The following is an 18,531-nucleotide window of genomic DNA, read 5'->3' as shown; positions in this document are numbered from 1 at the left end:
CGCACCACGGACGGCACGACGGTGCCGGCGCAGATCGTGCCGGCGGACTGGCTGCGCACCACCGACAGCCCGCCGTTGCCGCGCGGGTGGACGCTCTCGGCGGACCTGGACGGCACCGGGATGAACTACACCCAGACACAGGTGACTGATCAGACGATCGTGGTGACCGATGCCACCGGCGCCAAGCACACGTGGACCAAGAAGTCCGCCGGCGGCTATAGCCCACCCGACGGTGAGGACGGTGTCCTCGCGCTGGACACCGGCGGACGGGTCACCCTCAGCGAGGGCTCGGACGTGTACGTGTTCACCGCGGACGGCAAACTGGAAACCCTGTCAACGTCGATGGATTCGCGGAAGCCGGCCGCGTTGCAGAACCTCTACGACGGCAGCCCGTCCCGTCTGCGGGAGATCAAGGACCCGGTCTCGGGCCGGTCGCATCGCCTGTACTACAACCGGTCTGGTGATGACTGCTACGGCGGCGTCACTCCACCGGCGGGTGCGGACTCGTTGCCGCCGAGCCAGATGCTGTGCCGGATCGCCTATTGGGATGGCACCCAAACGCGGTTGTGGTACAAGCAGGGCCAGCTGTTCCGGATCGAGGATCCCGGCTCGGAGATCACCGACTACAGCTACAACACCGCCGGCATGCTCTCCGCGATGCGGGACAGCCTCGCGAACGACTGGGTCGCCGTCGACCCTGCCGGCCGCAACAACGACGGCTCCACCTGGCAGGTCGGCTACGACACCGCCGGTACCGTCGCCACTTCCGTGACTGCCCCGGCACCCCAGCCAGGGCAGGCCCGTCCACGCCACGGCTACCGCTACGACCCGACCAACCATCAGTCCTTCGTGGACGTGGCCGGTCTGTCCCCGGCGACGGGGTTCTTCACCAAGGTCACCTACGACGACGCCTGGCGCCTGCTGTCCACCACAGACGCCACCGGCAAGACCACCTCCCAGACCTGGAACGATAAGGACCTGCAGCTCACCTCGACCGACCCGGCCGGTCGGGTGTCCACGACGGTCTACGACTACGCCGACCGGCCGACCGACCAGTACGGCCCGGCACCCGCCGCGTGTTTCACCGGGCAGCAACCAACCACCCCGTGCGCGAGCACGGTGCCCCACACCCACACCGGCTACGACGAAGGCATGGCCGGGTTGTCGGTCGCCTACTACGACAACACCAGCCTCACCGGCGCACCCAAGGTGTACGCGACCGGATTCGGCCACGCCGACGGCCAGATGGTCGCCGACTGGGACGGCACCACACCCCCAGCACCCGGCATCCCCGCCGGCACCTTCGGCATCCGACTGACCGGCGAGATTCAGTTCCCGGACGCCGGCAAATACACGATGGAGGTGTACGTCGACAACGGCGCCCGCCTGTGGATCGACGACCAACTCGTCGTCGACTCCTGGGTGCTGGACGTGCCCCGCGCGGCCCGCGGCGACTACACCAACACCACCGCCGGCTCCATTCACCGCATCCGCGTCGACCAGTTCAACGGCGGTGGACCCGGCCAACTCCACCTCAACTGGACCACCCCCACCGGCACCAGCCAAACCGTCCCCGGCCAGTACCTACACCCCCGCTACGGCCTCACCACATCCACCCACACCGACCAGGCACCGTCCGAGGGCGTGCCCGACCAGGTCACCACCACCCGCTATGACGAGAACGGGCTCGATCCGGTATATGGGCTGGCGACCTCCACCACCTCTGGTGACGGCGCCCTGCCACTGACCTCCCGGAGCGGATACGAGGCTCCCGGCACCGGTTATCTGCGAAACACCACGAAGACCCTGCCCACCGGGGCGTCCACCACCTACGCCTACTGGGCCGAGAACCTGCTCATCCCCAACCCGTGCGACTCAAGCAGCGCGGCGATCAGGCAGGGCGGGTTGCTCCGCAGCACCACATCAGCAACGCCCGCCGCAGGCACAGCCCGGGTGGAAGAACTGACCTACGACTCCTCCGGCCGCATAGTCGCCAGCACAGTCAACGGGGACCGGACCTGCACCACCTATGACGACCGCGACCGCGTCGTGAAGCAGATCTACCCCACCTCAGCCACGGGCGCGGCCCGTACGGTCACCACCAACTACGCCGTCGGTGGCGACCCCCTCACCACCTCGGTGACCGACCCCACCGGCACGATCACCACCCGCGTCGACCTGCTCGGCCGCACCGTGTCCTACACCGACACCCACGGCACCCGCACCGACACCACCTACGACCAACCCGGCCGCGTCACCACCGAAACCCTCACCCCACCCAACCCCGCCGACCCACCCCAAACCACCACCTACACCTACGACGACGCCGGCCGCACCGTCACCCACACCCTCAACAACACCCTGCTCGCCACCGTCTCCTACGACACCGCCGGCGACCTCGCCACCGTCACCTACGCCAACGGCACATCCCTGTCCGCGATCGGCAAGGACGCCGCGGGCCAGCTCACGAGCCTCACCTGGCGCACGAGCGACAACGTCCAGGTGGTGTCCGCGGTCTCCCGCACCCGCGGCGGCATCATCACCAACGAAACCCTCGCCGGCGCCGACGCCCACCCCAACGCACCCAACTACCGCTACGACCCGACCGGGCGCCTCGTCGAAGCGTGGGTGCCGGGCCACCACTACACCTACGACTTCACCAGCACCGCACCCACCACCTGCCCCACCAGCACACAGGCCAACGCCGGCACCAACACCAACCGCGTCCGCCTACTCGACCAAACATCGGTAGGCACGGCCGAAACCGGCTACTGCTACGACACAGCCGACCGGATCCTCGCCACCACCGGCACCAGCCCAACAACCGGAATCACCTACGACACCCACGGCAACACCACCAACTGGACCACCAGCGGCGCCACCACCACCCTCACCTGGGACGGCGCCGACCGCAACACCGGCGCCCGCACAACCGGCACCGACCCCGCCAACATCACCTACACCCGCGACGCCACCGACCGCATCGTTCGTCGTGACGCCACCATCGGCGACACCACCGCCGCTGTTCTCTACTCCTACACCGGCTCCGGCGACACCGCCGACCTTGCCCTCACCTCCGACAAACGCATCGCCAGCCGCACCATCACCCTCCCCGGCGGTGTCCTCTACACCACTGGTGCCCAGCAGACATGGGACCACCCCAACGTGCACGGCGACCTCTGCCTCACCACCGACCGAGCAGGACACCAGGTCGGCCCGCTGCGCACGTACACTCCGTTCGGTGAACCACTGACTCCGACCGGCACGGTCGACCCCGACGGTGTGCCGGACAACCAACCCGGCCAGATGGACAACGGCTGGCTCGGCCAACATCAACGCCCCTACGAGCACGCCGGAGCACTGTCCCTCGTCCAAATGGGAGCCCGGCCCTACAGTCCAGCACTCGGCCGCTTCCTGTCCGTTGACCCTGTCGACGGCGGCTCCGCCAACGACTACGACTACACCAACGCCGACCCCATCAACCGCACCGACCTCGACGGCAAGTGGTGGAGCTGGCTGAAGAAAGCCGCCAAATGGGCCGTCAGAAAAGTCAGGAATCCACATTTCTGGATTAACGTGGGAACCGCGCTCGTTGCCTCCACTATCGCTGTCTCCGTGTGTGCCGGGACTGTGGGCGTTGGCTGTGTAATCGGGGCGGGTGCTGGCATCGGTATGCTGGTGGGTACGCCAGCGCATTTGTTCACCGCCTATGCTCGAGGCGAGAAGATCACGGCGCGAAACGGATTTGGTTGGCTGATTGGCTCTGGCTTTACCGGTGCGTGGCAGAGTGTGTTCCGCCTCAAGATGGGCTCGGGTCCGGCAATATATGCGGGAAAACAAGTATGGAAGCGTGTGGTCCGCCGGGGCAGACGTTAGCTTGTGCGATAGGATGCGGCAAGGGTCGGATGGGCCCTGGCCGCATCCCCTGGAGGGCATGAAGTGGACTCACAAGATCCTAGGGATCCAGAAAAGCCTAACGCCGTGTGGACGGTGGTTGGTCCACGTGCGGTCATTACCTGCCTGGCGATCTTGGCGTTTATTTATTTCGGTTTCTATACTAACTCGGTATTTGGCTATGCTATCGTTTTAGTTGTAATTGGATGGATCGCCTACTGTATTCGTTGGGCCTTTACTTCGAAGAATCCTGATGAAAATTCTCGCTGGTATCTGTTCTGGGAGCGTTTTGGCCGCCCGTTTCACGGGCTCTGATATCGGCGCCGGACTGCGGTGCTCCGTGCGCTACTGGTCGACGAGATCGACAAGAGCGACATCGACCTGCGGAGCGACCTGCTGACCGTCTTCGAACGTGGCGAGTTCGAGATCCCCGAACTGGCCCGAATTGGCGGTCTCGCCGTCGCTGACGAGCGATTCCCGATCACGGACGGCAAGGTGGTGTGCCACCAGTTCCCGTTCGTCGTGCTCACCAGCAACGGCGAACGCGAGTTCTCGCCCGCGTTCCTGCGCCGCTGTGTGCGGTTTCGCACGCCCGACCCCGACCCGCGCTGCTGAGCCGGATCGTCGCCGCCCCCTAGGCACGGACATCGCGGCTAGAGCCGAGAAGATGATCAACGACTTCGCCGACCGCGCCTCGCGGAGCAGTGCCCAGGCCACCGATCAACTACTCGCAATCTACGTGGTTACTCAGGCGATGCCCGACGGCGACCGGTCCGATCAGGTGGTCGGCATGCTGCTCAAAGAGTTGGAAAGCGAACTGCTGTGATCAAGGAGTTCGCGCGCGTCTTGCGGTCCAGCGAGGTCGACACCGACGCGATGCGGATCGCCGAGATCCTCTGGATCGCGGTCCGCCGCACCCACGCGCCCGAACCCGAAACTCCGGCTGGCGAGCTGGCGACCCGGCCGCAGCCCAGGACCGCCACCCCCGTCGGTCGGTCCGGACCGAGCGGCCTCCGACGCCCGTGCCCGCTCGGCCCACCCCCATCTCTCCGAACCCGCGCCGTTGCCCGGCCCGCCGTTGCGGCGGATCCTGTTCCGATTGCGGTTCCGCTAGTCACCGCCGGAACCGGCGCCGACAGGGGCCTCGACCTAGATGATCGATGCGGTGAAGTTGATGTTTAGTGATCGTAGGCTGTGAGTGATCGTTTGCTGGTCACGTCGGTGGTCCAGTTGTGCCAGATGGCGGCGGCCATGGCCAGCAGGCGTTGTGCGACGCGGGTGAACACGCCGTGCGGGGTTCGTCCGCCGTGTCGTTCCAGGTCGAGTTGGCCCTTGAGGGTCTGGTTGACCGATTCGATCCATTGGCGGACGCCGCCGAGGTTGCCGTTGCGGTAGGTCTCGTCCTTGCGGTCCGGGCGGAGCAGTCGTAGCTGCTTCGACTCGGTGAGTTTCTTGAAGGGCTTGCCGGAGAAACCCTTGTCCACCAATAGGATCTGACCTTCGCGGTTGAGGTGGTGGTTGTTGTCGAGCAACGCGGCCAGCACCTCGCGTTCACCGATCTTGGGGTTGGCCAGGCACCACATGATGGGCATCCCGTCACCTGCGCAGACCAGGTAGAGCTTCAGGCCCCAGTACCACCGGGAGTGTGACGCGCAGTAGCCGTAGCTGGCGTGCCCGGCCAGGTCGGAACGCTTGACCGTCTCGCGGGACATGCCGCAGGGAACCGGCGTGGCGTCGGTGATCCACAGATCGTCGAACCACGACGGGCAGCAGGCCGCGAGAGTGAGGATCGTCTTGCACAGCAAGGGTTGTGCGGCCTTGAGCCGTCGGTGGTAGCCGGACTGACCGAGCATGTCGGGGAACATGTCCAGCAGGTCGGAGATGGCGTGGACGTGGCGGACCCAGCGGCGTTCGTTGTGGTAACCCAGCATCATCTGGGCGACCGCCAGACAGATCAGCTCACTGTCGGTGAGGTCTGGTCGATGCCCGCGGCCTGCACGGGGTGGGACAACGTGGTCATCGACCAGGACATAGAGTGCTGTCAGGAGGGTGTTCAGGTCTTTCGTCACACATTGATCTTGAACACCCTCCGCCCGCGTCCTCTTACCGGGCCCCACTTCACATGATCTTCACCGCATCAACCATCTAGACCGCGGGGCAGGAGGCCCCTGGCGGGGGAGTCCTCAGCGTGAGCAGGTAGTCGTCCGCCGCGTCGCGGGTGCAGGCGCTGCGTGTGTAGACGGCGTGGCCCGTGCCCTCGTACGTCAGCAGCGCGGTGTTCCGTGCCTGGCGGTGGATGTCGAGTGCCCAGGCGTACGGGGTCGCCACGTCGTGCCGGGAGTTCAGCAGGAGGATCGTCGGCGCCTCGCGGAGGTTCAGCCGGTGCGGGGGGTTCGCGGGCGGGCCGGGGATGCCGATGCACGCGGTGGCCTCGTCGTGGCCCAGCGAGCCGCCGCGCATGAGCGGGCCGCGTCGCAGCTCGTCCGCGCGCAACGCCGAGTACTGGCGGAAGTCCTTGATGCGCAAGGAGAAGTCCTGGCAGACGGTGGCCAGGCGGATCGAGAGGTAGTTGTACTCGAACTGCGCCGAGAACGGCGGGATCCCGGCCGCGGTGTCGGCGACCACCCGCGCGATGTCGTCGAAGTCCGGCGCGTACAGGTCCTGGAACACCCAGTCCCGCAACCAGTTCCCGGACAGCTGCGGCATGTCGTCGGCGGCGTCGAGCGCCCGCTGCCACGTGGCCAGGACGTCCTGCCCGTGCAGCGCGCAGGACTCCGTGCGGTCACACCAGTCCACGAACTGGAGGAACGCGTCGTCCGCGGCCGCGGCCCGGTCACCCATGAAGTGCCGGACGTCCACGCTGTGGTCGATGTTGCTGTCCAGCACCATCGCCCGGACCCGCGAGCCGTACCGCTCGGCGTACTGCTGGCCGAGCAGCGTCCCGTAGGAGATCCCGTGGTAGCTGATCTTCCGCTCGCCGAGGGCACGCCGGACCGCGTCCATGTCCTGCGCGCCGATGCTGGTGTAGGCGTGGTCCCAGATGGGTGTGTTCCGCGCCCGGCAGTCCGCGATCACCTGCTGGTTGTACTGCCGGAGGGCGTCGAACTCGGCGGGGTTCCCCGGTTCGTTGCTGGGTGGCGGCCCGGTGGGGTCGGCGCAGCGGATGAACTCGCTGCCACCCGTCCCACGCGCGTCGAACCCCACGATGTCGAACCTGGCCCGGATCTCGGGGCTGAAGTAGTTCGGCGTGAGCGCGAACTCGGCGTTGGACGTGCCGGGCCCGCCGGGGTTCACCAGCAGGACGCCGAGCCGGTGCGCCTGGTCGGTGGCCCTGTGCCGCGCCACCGCGAGGTCGATCGAGGTGCCGTGCGGCTTGGTCCAGTCCAGCGGCACCCGCAGTGTCCCGCACTCGCCGTCCGGGAAGTCGGCGCACGGTCCCCAGGCGATCGGTGCCGGCGACCACGCGGGTTCCGCCGGCGCGGGCACTGCCCCGGTCAGCAGGAGCGCACTCGTCAGCACGGCCACGAACGTCCGCATTGACCCTCCAGTGGTCGACGGCCGTGCGCAGCCTAGCGGCTTCCGGCCGGTGGTTTACTGGTCGCGTCGGCAAGATCGTGAGGTGGGGCATGGACCTGGTCAGGACCGAGTTCGAGGTGCTGGACGAGCGGTTCGCGGACTGCGGCGGTGACCAGTGGATGCGGCGCCTGCACACCGGCTGCCGCTGGACCGAGGGGCCCGTCTACTTCCCGGCCGGCCGCTACCTCGTGTTCAGCGACATCCCGAACGACCGCCTGCTGCGCTGGGACGAGACCACCGACCGGGTGGGCGTGTTCCGCCAGCCGTCCGGTTACGCCAACGGGCACACCAGGGACCGGGCGGGCCGGCTGGTCAGCTGCGAGCACGGCAACCGCCGCGTCACCCGCACCGAGCACGACGGCACCGTGACCGTGCTGGCCGACCGGTACCGCGGCAAGCGCCTGAACAGCCCGAACGACGTGGTGGAGCGGTCCGACGGCTCGATCTGGTTCACGGACCCGGCCTACGGCATCGACAGCGACTACGAGGGCTACCGGGCCGAGAGCGAGATCGGCGCCTGCCACGTCTACCGCGTGGACCCGTCGACCGGCGAGGTGGAGATCGCCGCCGACGACTTCAACCGCCCCAACGGCCTGGCCTTCGCACCGGACGAGAGCCGCCTGTACATCGCGGACACCCGCCAGACGCCCAGCCACATCCGGGTGTTCGACGTGGCTTCCGACGGTGGCCTCACCGGCGGCGAGGTGTTCGGCACCTCCGACAGCGGAGGCTTCGACGGCCTGCGAGTCGACACCGCCGGCCGGGTGTGGGCCGCCGCCCACGACGGCCTGCACTGCTTCGCCCCCGACGGCACCAGGATCGGCAAGCTGCGCGTCCCGGAGATCTGCTCGAACCTCACCTTCGGCGGCCCGCGCCGCAACGAGCTCTTCATCACGGCCTCGACCTCGGTCTACACCCTGCGCGTCACCGTCAACGGCGTGCACTGAGCACGAACACCCGGAACTCCCGCCCGCCGGCGATCCGCTTCTCCATCTCATACCCCGGCCAGACGCGCACGGCACGCTCCCAGATCTCGGCCCGCTCGGCCTCCTCGTCGACCCGCCGCGCCACCACCGGCACCGCCCGCCCCCGCACGACGACCGTGGCCTCCGGGTTGGCCGTGAGGTTGAGCGTCCACGTAGGGTGCTTCGGCCGCCCCCACCCGGACCCGATGACCACGTAGTCGTCGCCGTAGGGCGTGTAGAGCAGGTCATGAACACGGGTCAACCCGGTCTTGCGCCCGGTGGTAACCAGCCGCAACGAGGGCATCCCGGCAATCCGAAGCAGACTGACCCGCCCCTTACTAACCGCGTGCAACCCCCGATCCACCCAAATAATGACCGGCGCAAGCTTCATCACCCAGGGAAAGCGCCCAAGCCCATGGGCCAACCTGGTCAGCGGATTCACCCACCAACCCTAGATCAACAGAGCGCACCCAGACCAAACACAACGAACTCTCCCCGAAAAGGTGCCCCGAAGGGGGCACGGACGAGGGCTGACTAAGGTGACAAACCGCACGGTGGGGGGCATGGAGGACTCGACCCCCAACATCACAACGAACTCTCCCCGAAAGGTGCCCCGAAGGGGCCACGGGCCAGGGCTGACCAAGGTGACAAACCGCACCGTGGGGGGCATGGGGGGCTCGGCCCCCCAAAATCATGACGAACCCTCCCCGGGAAGGTGCCCCCAAGGGGCACCGAACAGGGCTCACCGAGGGTGAGTGACGGGACTTGAACCCGCGACATCCTGGACCACAACCAGGTGCTCTACCAGCTGAGCTACACCCACCATTCGCCGCTCCGAGGAGCAGGCGAGGCATATCGTAACGTGCCCGTCGGGCCCGGATGCAAACGGTTAGGTCTCGGCCTTCATCAGGGCCTCTGCCACGGCTTTCGCCTGGTCGGTGGTCGGGCCGGGCTGGGGGACGAACGCGGTGCCCCGGTAGTACCGCAGCTCGCGGATGGACTCCTTGATGTCGGCGAGCGCGCGGTGGGTCAGCCCCTTGTCCGGCTGCGCGTAGTAGATCCGCGGGTACCAGCGCCGGCACAGCTCCTTGATGGACGACACGTCGATCATGCGGTAGTGCAGGTGGGCGTCCAGTGCGGGCATGTCGCGGGCGATGAACCCCCGGTCGGTGGCGATGGAGTTGCCGCACAGGGGCGCGGTCCGCGCGTCCGGTATGTGGGACCGCACGTACTCGAGCACCCGCTCCTCGGCCTCGGCCATGGTGACGGTCGACGCCCTGACCAGTGGGGTCAGACCCGAGTTGGCATGCATCTCCCGGACGATGTCGGGCATGGTGTCGAGGACCGCGTCGTCGGCGTGAATCACGATGTCAACGCCGTCGTCGAGGATGTTGAGCTCTGAGTCCGTCACCAGCACCGCGATCTCGACGAGCGCGTCCTTGCCCAGGTCGAGGCCGGTCATCTCGCAGTCGATCCACACCAAACTGTCCGTCACGCAACGGAGCTTAGCCCGGTAGGCTGGTTTGATCTCGCTGCTAGCGGGGGTAAAGGCTTGACGCGAGGCTTCCCGGGACCGGCTTTCACCTAGTGGGGCGATGCGGATGGGCAAGGATGTCGAGCGGACCGAGTTCTCCCGCGCCGACCGGCAGCGGTTCCGCGAGAAGGTCCGGCTGGACCTGGACGTGTTCGCGCAGATGCTCAAGCAGTCGGCGTTCGACGCGGAGCGGCCCATGTCGGGCCTCGAGGTCGAGCTGAACCTGGTCGACGCGGCGGGCGACCCGGCGATGAAGAACGAGGACGTGCTGGCCGCGATCGAGGACCCCGACTTCCAGACCGAGCTGGGCCAGTTCAACATCGAGATCAACCTGGCCCCCCGTGAGCTGGGGCCGGACGGGCTGGCCCTGTTCGAGAAGAGCCTGCGTGCCTCCTTGAACGCGGCCGAGACCAAGGCCAACTCGGTCGATACGGACATCGTGATGATCGGCATCCTGCCGACGCTGCGGCACGAGCACATGAACGTGGAGACGCTGTCGACCAACTACCGTTACAAGCTGCTCAACGAGCAGATCTTCGCGGCCCGCGGCGAGGACCTGGAGATCAGCATCTCCGGCGAGGAGCGCCTGGTCACGCAGGCGGACACGATCGCGCCGGAGTCGGCGTGCACGAGCGTGCAGTACCACCTGCAGGTCGCGCCGGAGCGGTTCGCCGACTTCTGGAACGCGAGCCAGGTCGTCGCGGGCGTGCAGGTCGCGCTGGGCGCCAACTCGCCGTACCTGTTCGGCAAGCAGCTGTGGGCCGAGAGCCGCATCGCGTTGTTCGAGCAGTCCACCGACACCCGGCCGGACGAGCTGAAGGCGCAGGGCGTCCGGCCGCGGGTCTGGTTCGGCGACCGGTGGATCACGTCGATCTTCGACCTGTTCGAGGAGAACGTGCGCTACTACTCGGCGCTGCTGCCGGTGTGCGACGACGAGGACCCGGCCGCCATACTCGCGGCGGGCGGTACGCCTCAGTTGAGTGAGCTGCGGTTACACAACGGGACCATTTACCGGTGGAACCGGCCGATTTACGACGTGGTCGACGGCAGGCCACACCTTCGGGTGGAAAACCGGGTGCTGCCGGCGGGACCGACGTGCGTGGACGTGATGGCCAACGCGGCGCTCTACTTCGGACTGGTCCGCGCGCTCGCCGACCAGGAGCGTCCGCTGTGGACACAGATGAGCTTCTCGGCCGCCGAGGAGAACTTCCACAACGCGGCGAAGGGCGGCATCGGCGCGCGGGTGTACTGGCCGGGCATCGGTGACGTGCCGGTCACCGAGCTGGTGCTGCGGCGGTTGCTGCCGCTCGCGCACACGGGCCTTGATGCCTGGGGTGTCGACGCGGACCAGCGTGACCGGCTGCTGGGCATCATCGAGAAGCGCTGCATCTCCGGGCGGAACGGGGCGACCTGGCAGGTGGACGCGGTCCGCTCGCTCGAGGAGTCCCGCGCCGTGTCCAGGGACCAGGCGCTGCGGGAGATGACCCGCCGCTACGCTTCCCACATGCACACGAACGAACCCGTGCACACCTGGCCTGGAGTGTAGTTGCTAGTTCTCCCGTGCCTCGGCCTGCGACGCGTCCACCACGGCGTCGCGGAGCACGGCGCGGAGGCGACCCACGTCGAGCGGGTTGAGCACGGCGGTCTCACCGGGCGGGGCGACCAGCACCACCCGGCCCTGCCGCACGAAGACGGTCAGGTCGCGGCGGCGGCCCGCCACGTCACGGCACGTAACAGACCATTCTCTGTGACTGGTCACATCGCTCATCCTCCGGCAGTTGATCCGCCCACGCGTGATTGTCGTTCTAAGAGTCAGACGCCGCGACGACGGGGTCGTGACGCGTTTTACCCGCTGGGAAGGAAGGCATGACTCACCATGGCTGATCCGCGCCGCATCGTGATCGTAGGCACCGGACTCGGTGGTGCCTCGGCCGCCGGTGCGCTGCGCGAGCAGGGCTACGACGGTGAACTGCTGCTCGTCGGCGAGCAGAGGCACCGCCCGTACGAACTGCCCGCGCTGTCCAAGGGCATCCTGCTGGGCGACACCGACGAACCGGACTGGGTGCACGACGAGTCCTTCTACGCCGAGAAGAACGTCGACCTGAGGCTCGGCACCCGGGTGACGCGCATCGACGTCGCCGGGCGCTCGGTCGAGATCGACGGCAAGGCCGAGCCGTGGGACCGGCTCGTGCTCGCGACCGGGTCGACGCCGCGGCGCCTGCGGGTGCCGGGCCACGACCTCGACAACGTCCGCCGCCTGCGCCGGCTCGACGACGCGCGGACGCTGCGCGAGGAGCTGACCGAGGGCCGCGAGATCGTGATCATCGGCGCCGGCTGGATCGGCTGCGAGGTCGCGGCGGCCGCTCGCAAGCACGGCGCGAACGTGACCGTGGTCGACGTGGTCTCCCAGCCGCTGCACCGCGTGGTCGGCGACACGATCGCCGGGGTGTTCCGCGGCCTGCACGAGGCCAACGGGGTCACGTTCCGCATGGACTCGGGCGTCGAGGAGTTCGTCGCCGAGAACGGCCGGGCCACCGGCGTGCGGCTGGAGGACGGCACCGTGCTGCCGGCCGACCTGGTGCTGGTGGCGGTCGGCGCCTACCCGCGCACCGAGCTGGCGCAGGAGGCCGGGCTGGCGCTGTCCGACGACGGCGGCGTGCAGGTCGACGAGACGTTGCGCACGTCCGCGCCGGACGTGTTCGCCGTCGGTGACATCGCCGCGCACGTCCACCCGCGCTACGGCAGGCGGATCCGCGTCGAGCACTGGGCCAACGCGAAGGACCAGGGCGCGCACGTGGCGCAGAACCTGCTGGGCGGGACCGAGCCGTTCGCGGCGAGCCCGTACTTCTTCTCCGACCAGTACGACCTGGGCATGGAGTTCCGCGGCCTGACCGACCCGTTCCACGACGACCTGGTCGTCCGCGGCGACCTGTCCGCGCGCGAGTTCATCGCGTTCTGGGTGCGCGACGGCGCCCTGCAGGCCGCGATGAACGTCAACATGTGGGATGACGGTGACACCCTGCAGGCCCTTGTGGACAAGCGCGCGCGGGTCGAGCCGGCGAAGCTGGTTGACGCGGATCTGGCCAGCCTGATGGGGTAGGTCTCGGAGGCAAACGCCGGATGACCGAGGCAACTGACGGTTCAACAGACTCCGAGCTGGTGAAGGCGGCACGGCTGTCCCATGAGGGCAGGCCGCGCGCCGCGATCGCCATGCTCGAGTCGGTGCTGTCGGTCGACCCGGACAACCCGGTGGCGTGGTGCCGGATGTCGGCGGCGTACCTGGACATCGGCGAGGCCCGCGAGGCACTGGACGCCGCCAAACGGGCCATGGCGCTGGGCGAGCCGGCCTGGGCGCACCGCCTCGCGAGCCTCGCGCTGGTCGAGCTGGGCCGCTACGACGAGGCGGTGATCTCGGCCGGCGAGGCGGTGCGCCGCGCCCCGGACGACTGGCGCGGCCTGGTCGCGCTGTCGGAGGCCCTGGCCCACGAACAGCCCGAACAGGCCGTGCGAGCCGCCCGCGCGGCCGTCGAGAAGGCCCCGTCGGAACCACGCACCCACGAGGTCCTCGGCGACGCCGCCATGCTGGCCCACGACTGGATGCTGGCCGAACACGCCTACCGGGACGCCGTCCACCTGGAGCCGGACAACGAGGCCGTGGCCGCGAAACTCGACCGCGTCCGCCACCGCCCCGGCGACGACCCACGCCGCCGCCGGCACCCCATCCGTACTCGCGGCGTGCCGCCCCGGTTCGAGCGAGCACACCGCATGGCCTGGTACGTGGCCGTTCGGCGGGCGTCCCTGTGGCAGACGATCGCGACGTTGCTGCTGCTGGCGACGTCCCCACCGCCGAGGCTGGCCTGGCTGGGGATGGGCATCCTGCTGTTCGTGGTGTTCCTGGCATGGCGCGGCTGGATGCGCCTGCCGGAGGGCGGCCGAGCGCCGTTGACGGTCCTTTATGAGAAGGTCCCACTGGCGGTGGTGGGCGGCGCCGTGCTGGGCGTGTCACTGGTGGCGTTCCTGGCGTGGACGGCCACCCTGGCCCTGGCCACGGCCATGCCGTCCTTGCTGGCGGTGTCCGCCGCGTGCGCCCTGGTCGCCCTGGTCGTCACATGGCTCGGCCTACGCCGGATGTGGAAGCGGTAGATTCCCGGGAACCGCCGCGGCACCCCCTGCGTCGGTGAGAACAGGCCTGCTTCTCAACGAGGGGACGATCGTGGTTCGTCTGGGTGCCCTTCTGTGTCTGTTCGGCTTCGGCTCCGCATTACTGCACTTCACCGACTTCCAGTTCCGACTACTGATGTGGTCGGAGCCGATGCAGCCCTCGTTGGGCCTTGGGCTCGGCGGCGTTGGCATCCTGGTACTCCTGATCCACACGGTGGTCAACAAGGACAAGGGCGCGGACGCACAACCGGACAACGGCCCCGGCGGTTTCGTCGGCTCGCCCGCTGACGGCTACGGCTCGCCCGCTGCGGGCTACGGCGCGCCCGCCGGCTCGACTCCGACCGGTGCGGGTCCGTGGAGCGGCGGTTCCGCACCCGGGTTCGCTCCGGGCGTCGACGTCCCGGGCGGCCTCGGCCGGCCGCAGGCCGGTGGTTTCGGCGGCGGACCGCCGCACCCCGCAGGTGCTGCGCCGGCAAGCCCACCTCCGGGTTTCCCAGCCCCGACCGGCGGGTTCACTCCGCTGGCTCCCCACAGCGCACCCGCCGGTCACCCGGTCGGCGCCACGCCCATGAGCCCGCCGAGCGGTTTCGCGTCACCACTGGCCGGCGGACCTGCCGCTCCACCAGCCAGCCCATCTGGCGGCTTCCCGCCACCCGCGCCCGCCGGACTCGGCTCACCTCCGCCGAGCGGACTCGGCCGACCCGTGCCCACCGGACTCGGCTCGCCCTCGCCCGACGACCCCCAGGGCGTTCTCGGCAGGCCCCCGGCCGACGCCGGCCGGTTCGGCGACCGACCGACACACCCGACTGGCGGATTGCCCGGCAGCCCTGGTGCGCCCGCCAGTCCACCCGGTGGCTTCGCCCGTCCAGCGACCGGCTTCGATGGGCAGCGGCCGGCAGGCCTGCCGCAGGGTTTCCCTGGCTCGCCTGGTGGGTTTGATGGGCAGCCCGCGGGTCCGTCGGGAGGCTTCGCAGGATCGTCTGGAGGCTTTGCGGCCCCGCCGCCGAGTCCGCCCGGTGGGTTTGCCGCACCGCCGGGTGGTGGGTTCGCGCCACAGGGCGCCGTGCCGGAGCAGGGGCCTCAGTTCGGGCCGCGGCCGCCGCTCGGGCCGCCGGCTCCGCGCGACCCGCAGGGGCCGCCTGAGTTCGGGCCGCAGGGTGGTCAGTCCTTCGGGCCCCAGGGGCGGTAGCCAGCGGGCGTCAGTGCTGTTGAATGGGTCAGGCTTGCGATCACTGACCTAGGAGCGGCGGCGTGGCGGTCCAGTTCGGCGGCTACCAGAACGAGATCTACCTCCAGGGGCTCGGCGACCAGTTGCCGCCGTTCACCACCGATGGGACTCGGCTGGAGGGGCTTGCGCGGGAGAAGTTCGAGTCGGGGCCGTTCGGGTATGTGGCCGGGGGTGCCGGGGCCGGGCAGACGATGGTGGCGAACCGGGAGGCGTTCGGGCGGTGGCGGGTCGTGCCGCGGATGCTCACGGATGCCACCAGTCGGGACCTCGGGGTCACCGTGCTTGGGCAGGAGATGCCCGCGCCCGTGTTGCTGGCGCCCGTCGGCGTGCAGTCGATCGTGCACCCGGACGGTGAGCTGGCGACCGCGCGTGCCGCCGCCGCGCTCGGGCTGACCATGGTGCTCTCCACGGCGTCCTCGCACACCATCGAGGAGGTCGCCGAGGCCAGCGCGGGCGGTCCGCGCTGGTACCAGCTCTACTGGCCCAACGACAACGACGTCACGATCAGCATCCTCCAGCGCGCGCGGGCGGCGGGTTTCTCGGCGCTGGTCGTCACGCTCGACACGTGGACGCTCGCCTGGCGGCCGAACGACCTCGACCAGGCGTACCTGCCGTTCATCCGCGGCGTCGGCAACGCCATCCCGTTCTCCGACCCGGCCTTCCGTGCCCTGCTGACGAAGTCGCCGGAGGAGGACCCGACCGCGGCCATCCTGCGGTGGATCCCGATGTTCACGGGTACCGACCGGCGCTGGGACCAGCTCCCGTTCCTGCGCGAGCACTGGGACGGCCCCATCGTCCTGAAGGGCATCCAGCACGTCGGCGACGCCCGCCGCGCCGGTGACGCCGGCATGGACGGCATCATCGTCTCCAACCACGGCGGCCGACAGGTCGACGGCGCGGTCGCCGCGCTCGACATGCTCCCGGAGATCGCCGCCGCGGTCGGCGACCGGCTGGACGTGCTGTTCGACTCCGGCGTCCGCACCGGCGCCGACGTCCTCAAGGCGCTCGCCCTCGGAGCCAAGGCCGTGCTGCTGGGCCGCCCCTACGTGTACGGCCTAGGCCTCGCCGGCGAGGAGGGCATCCGCCACGTCGTGCGCAGCCTGCTCGCCGACCTCGACCTCACGCTGGGCCTGTCGGGCCATCGCACCCCGGCCGACCTCTCGCCGAACACCCTCCGCCGGGTCACAGCGTGAAGGTGACCGACCTGGCAGCCCACTCGGCCAGCGCCTGGCCGCGCCGCGCGGACGGCCCGGGCCTCGTCAGCGCCTCATGACCCGCTGATCCCAGAACCCACCGTTGTCCCCGATCTCCGTGCTGGTGGATTCGCCACCCGCGCGGCGATCTCCCAGCCGTGTCGAGGAAGGCGCGCTCGCGTGTAGGGCTGTCGCGCCTGACCGGGTGAGCAGGAGGTGTCCGTGTCAACGATGGGTCACTTCGCGTCGGCGTAGCAGTTCACTGTTGCTGCTTCCAATGGGAAGTGGACCGGGGTGTCGCCGAAGACCAGGCGGGATGCCTCGGCCGCCGCGGTGCGCATCGCGTCCGCTGTGTATTCAGTTATGTCGGTTGGGCAATGGACCATCACCTCGTCATGTTGGAAGAAGACCAGTTGTGCTTCTGTGCCGGCCAGGCGCTGGCGCAGGGTGGCCAGCAGCGTCAGTGCCCAGTCGGCGGCGCTCGCCTGCACCACGAAGTTCCGGGTGAAGCGGCCCCAGTCGCGCGCGGCCTGGCGGGACCGGCGTTCGTCGGCGTCCGGGCTGCCCACCAGGGCGCGCCACTTCTCCGACGGTGGTGGCGAGGTGCGGCCCAGGCGGGAGCGGACCACCTGCCCCTCCTCGCCCGCTCGGGCCGCCGTCTCCACGTACTCCACGGCCTGCGGGAACCGTTTGCGCAGCTTGGCCAGCAGCGGGCCGGCGCCGCCGCTGGTGCCGCCGTACATGGCCGAGAGCATCGCGATCTTCGCGTGCTTCCGGTCGCCGTCGAAGGCCTCCGCCGCGAGGCCCGCGTACAGGTCGACGCCCCTGGACACGTCGGCCAGCATGCGGTCGCCCGCCAGCGCGGCCAGCACGCGCGGCTCGAGCTGGGCGGCGTCCGCCACCACGAGCGACCAGCCCTCGTCCGCGCGCACGGCCGTCCGCAGCTGTTTCGGCAGCTGGAGCGCCGCGCCGCCACGCGTCGCCCAGCGGCCGGACACCACGCCGCCCACCACGTACTCGGGCCGGAACCGGCCACCGGACACCCACGTGTCCAGCCAGGACCAGCCGTGCGCCACCCACAGCCGGGCCAGCTCCTTGTACCGGAGGAGGGGCGCCACGGCGGGGTGGTCGACCTCCTTCAGCACGTGTGCCCGACTGGACGGCACCTCGATGCCCGCCCGCGCGAACGCCCGCACGACACTCGTCGGGTTGTCCGGGTTGACCTGCCGCGACTCGGGCGCGCCGACCAGCCCGAACGCCGCGGTGATCTCCTCGGCCAGTTCGGCGAGCACCTTCGGCCGCACGCCGGCGGACGGCCTCTGCCCGAGCAGCTCCGTGAGCAGGGCGGTGTGCACATCCGCCCGCCATGGAAGCCCGTGGTGCGTCATCTCCGCGGCCGCGAGCGCACCGGCGGACTCGGCGGCCACGAGCAGGCGTAATCGGTCCGGCTGGGCGGTCGCCGCGATGCGCCGCTGCTGGTCGTCGTACACCGCGGCCGCCGCCGACAGCATGTCCGTGCCGGCGGGCGCCGGCTCCCGCTCGGCTTCGAACAGCGTCGGTTGCTCGGTCCTGGTGACTGGGCGTGGGTCCTCCGGTTCGGGCAGGTCGTGCATGCGGGCCCACGCCGCGGCCAGGTTGCGTGGTCGGCCTGGCCGCTCCTCGAACGCCAGCAGGATGGCCTCGGTCAGCGCCAGGTCATGGCACCGGTCGAGGCGCACGCCGGCGCGTAGGAGGTCCGGGTAGAGCGTCTCGACCGAGGGCACCACCCACCGCGCGTCCCGCCCGGCCATCCAGGCGGCCAGTTCGGGCACGGTTTCGGGCACGCCGGATGGACCGAGCACCCGCCCGGCTCCGTCCGCTTCCGGCACGACCGTGAACCTCATGACCTGATTCTGCGCCGGGGTACCGACATTCGGGCGCGAGTGGAGGGTTGCACAAGATGGTTCACTCGAACGGGTGAGCGAAACTTGATATGGCGAC

The 18,531-nt window shown here is 69.3% G+C and carries 15 protein-coding genes and 1 tRNA gene; 9 read left to right on the top strand and 7 right to left on the bottom strand.

The genetic code is table 11. From position 1 onward, the window contains the following. Positions 1–141 precede the first annotated feature (141 nt). From ACJ73U_RS31340 to ACJ73U_RS31325, 4 genes are all read left to right on the top strand, one after another. A complete protein-coding gene (locus ACJ73U_RS31340) occupies positions 142–3,876 on the top strand; it encodes a PA14 domain-containing protein (RefSeq protein WP_407781341.1) in 3,735 nt (1,244 codons plus the stop codon). Between the two features lie 105 nt (positions 3,877–3,981). Next, the gene (locus ACJ73U_RS31335) at positions 3,982–4,209 is read left to right on the top strand and encodes a hypothetical protein (protein ID WP_407781340.1); all 228 of its coding nucleotides are present in this window, start codon (positions 3,982–3,984) and stop codon (positions 4,207–4,209) included. Between the two features lie 18 nt (positions 4,210–4,227). Then, positions 4,228–4,509: a hypothetical protein gene (locus tag ACJ73U_RS31330; RefSeq protein ID WP_407781339.1), complete on the top strand. Its 282-nt coding sequence runs from the start codon at positions 4,228–4,230 to the stop codon at positions 4,507–4,509. 52 nt (positions 4,510–4,561) lie between these two features. After that, positions 4,562–4,720 carry a hypothetical protein gene (locus ACJ73U_RS31325; RefSeq protein ID WP_407781338.1) on the top strand — a complete coding sequence of 53 codons (159 nt, stop codon included), beginning with the start codon at positions 4,562–4,564 and terminating at the stop codon, positions 4,718–4,720. Between the two features lie 352 nt (positions 4,721–5,072). On the opposite strand, the gene ACJ73U_RS31320 is transcribed toward ACJ73U_RS31325, so the two are convergent. After that, on the bottom strand, positions 5,073–5,963 hold the full coding sequence (locus tag ACJ73U_RS31320; RefSeq protein WP_407781337.1) for an IS982 family transposase: 891 nt from the start codon (positions 5,961–5,963) through the stop codon (positions 5,073–5,075). 76 nt (positions 5,964–6,039) lie between these two features. Then, positions 6,040–7,431, bottom strand: coding sequence for an alpha/beta hydrolase (locus ACJ73U_RS31315; protein ID WP_407781336.1), 1,392 nt, complete (start codon positions 7,429–7,431; stop codon positions 6,040–6,042). 89 nt (positions 7,432–7,520) lie between these two features. On the opposite strand from ACJ73U_RS31315, the gene ACJ73U_RS31310 reads away from it, so the two are divergent. Then, entirely contained in the window at positions 7,521–8,417 is an 897-nt protein-coding gene (locus tag ACJ73U_RS31310; protein WP_407781335.1) for an SMP-30/gluconolactonase/LRE family protein, read from the top strand. Here the strand turns inward: ACJ73U_RS31310 and ACJ73U_RS31305 are convergent. The 3 genes from ACJ73U_RS31305 to orn form a co-directional block, all read right to left on the bottom strand. Then, the gene (locus ACJ73U_RS31305; protein ID WP_407781334.1) at positions 8,401–8,739 is read right to left on the bottom strand and encodes a nitroreductase family deazaflavin-dependent oxidoreductase; all 339 of its coding nucleotides are present in this window, start codon (positions 8,737–8,739) and stop codon (positions 8,401–8,403) included. The two genes, ACJ73U_RS31310 and ACJ73U_RS31305, sit on opposite strands and share 17 nt — an antisense overlap. Before the next feature lie 446 nt (positions 8,740–9,185). Beyond that, positions 9,186–9,258: transfer RNA gene (locus ACJ73U_RS31300), tRNA-His, on the bottom strand. Between the two features lie 66 nt (positions 9,259–9,324). Next, positions 9,325–9,930, bottom strand: coding sequence for an oligoribonuclease (gene orn, locus ACJ73U_RS31295; protein ID WP_407781333.1), 606 nt, complete (start codon positions 9,928–9,930; stop codon positions 9,325–9,327). A gap of 106 nt (positions 9,931–10,036) precedes the next feature. Between orn and ACJ73U_RS31290 the strand changes: the two genes are divergently transcribed. Further along, entirely contained in the window at positions 10,037–11,515 is a 1,479-nt protein-coding gene (locus ACJ73U_RS31290) for a glutamate--cysteine ligase (RefSeq protein WP_407781332.1), read from the top strand. A gap of 3 nt (positions 11,516–11,518) precedes the next feature. Here the strand turns inward: ACJ73U_RS31290 and ACJ73U_RS31285 are convergent, their stop codons facing one another. Continuing rightward, positions 11,519–11,737, bottom strand: coding sequence for a hypothetical protein (locus tag ACJ73U_RS31285; protein WP_407781331.1), 219 nt, complete (start codon positions 11,735–11,737; stop codon positions 11,519–11,521). A 108-nt stretch (positions 11,738–11,845) separates the two neighbouring features. Here ACJ73U_RS31285 and ACJ73U_RS31280 point away from each other — a divergent pair, with 108 nt between their 5' ends. The 3 genes from ACJ73U_RS31280 (at position 11,846) to ACJ73U_RS31270 (ending at position 16,551) form a co-directional block, all read left to right on the top strand. Beyond that, entirely contained in the window at positions 11,846–13,069 is a 1,224-nt protein-coding gene (locus ACJ73U_RS31280) for an NAD(P)/FAD-dependent oxidoreductase (RefSeq protein WP_407781330.1), read from the top strand. A gap of 20 nt (positions 13,070–13,089) precedes the next feature. Continuing rightward, positions 13,090–14,112 carry a tetratricopeptide repeat protein gene (locus ACJ73U_RS31275; RefSeq protein WP_407781329.1) on the top strand — a complete coding sequence of 341 codons (1,023 nt, stop codon included), beginning with the start codon at positions 13,090–13,092 and terminating at the stop codon, positions 14,110–14,112. Positions 14,113–15,381: 1,269 nt separating this feature from the next. Continuing rightward, positions 15,382–16,551, top strand: a complete 1,170-nt coding sequence (locus tag ACJ73U_RS31270) for a lactate 2-monooxygenase (protein WP_407781328.1) — start codon at positions 15,382–15,384, stop codon at positions 16,549–16,551. 236 nt (positions 16,552–16,787) lie between these two features. On the opposite strand, the gene ACJ73U_RS31265 is transcribed toward ACJ73U_RS31270, so the two are convergent. Continuing rightward, positions 16,788–18,434, bottom strand: a complete 1,647-nt coding sequence (locus ACJ73U_RS31265) for a bifunctional 3'-5' exonuclease/DNA polymerase (RefSeq protein WP_407781327.1) — start codon at positions 18,432–18,434, stop codon at positions 16,788–16,790. Positions 18,435–18,531: the final 97 nt, after the last annotated feature.

Source organism: Actinophytocola sp., assembly GCF_045807065.1.
Lineage (GTDB): Bacteria > Actinomycetota > Actinomycetes > Mycobacteriales > Pseudonocardiaceae > Actinophytocola.
The sequence above is the reverse complement of the archived record's forward strand: the minus strand, read 5'-3'. Positions and strand labels throughout refer to the sequence as shown.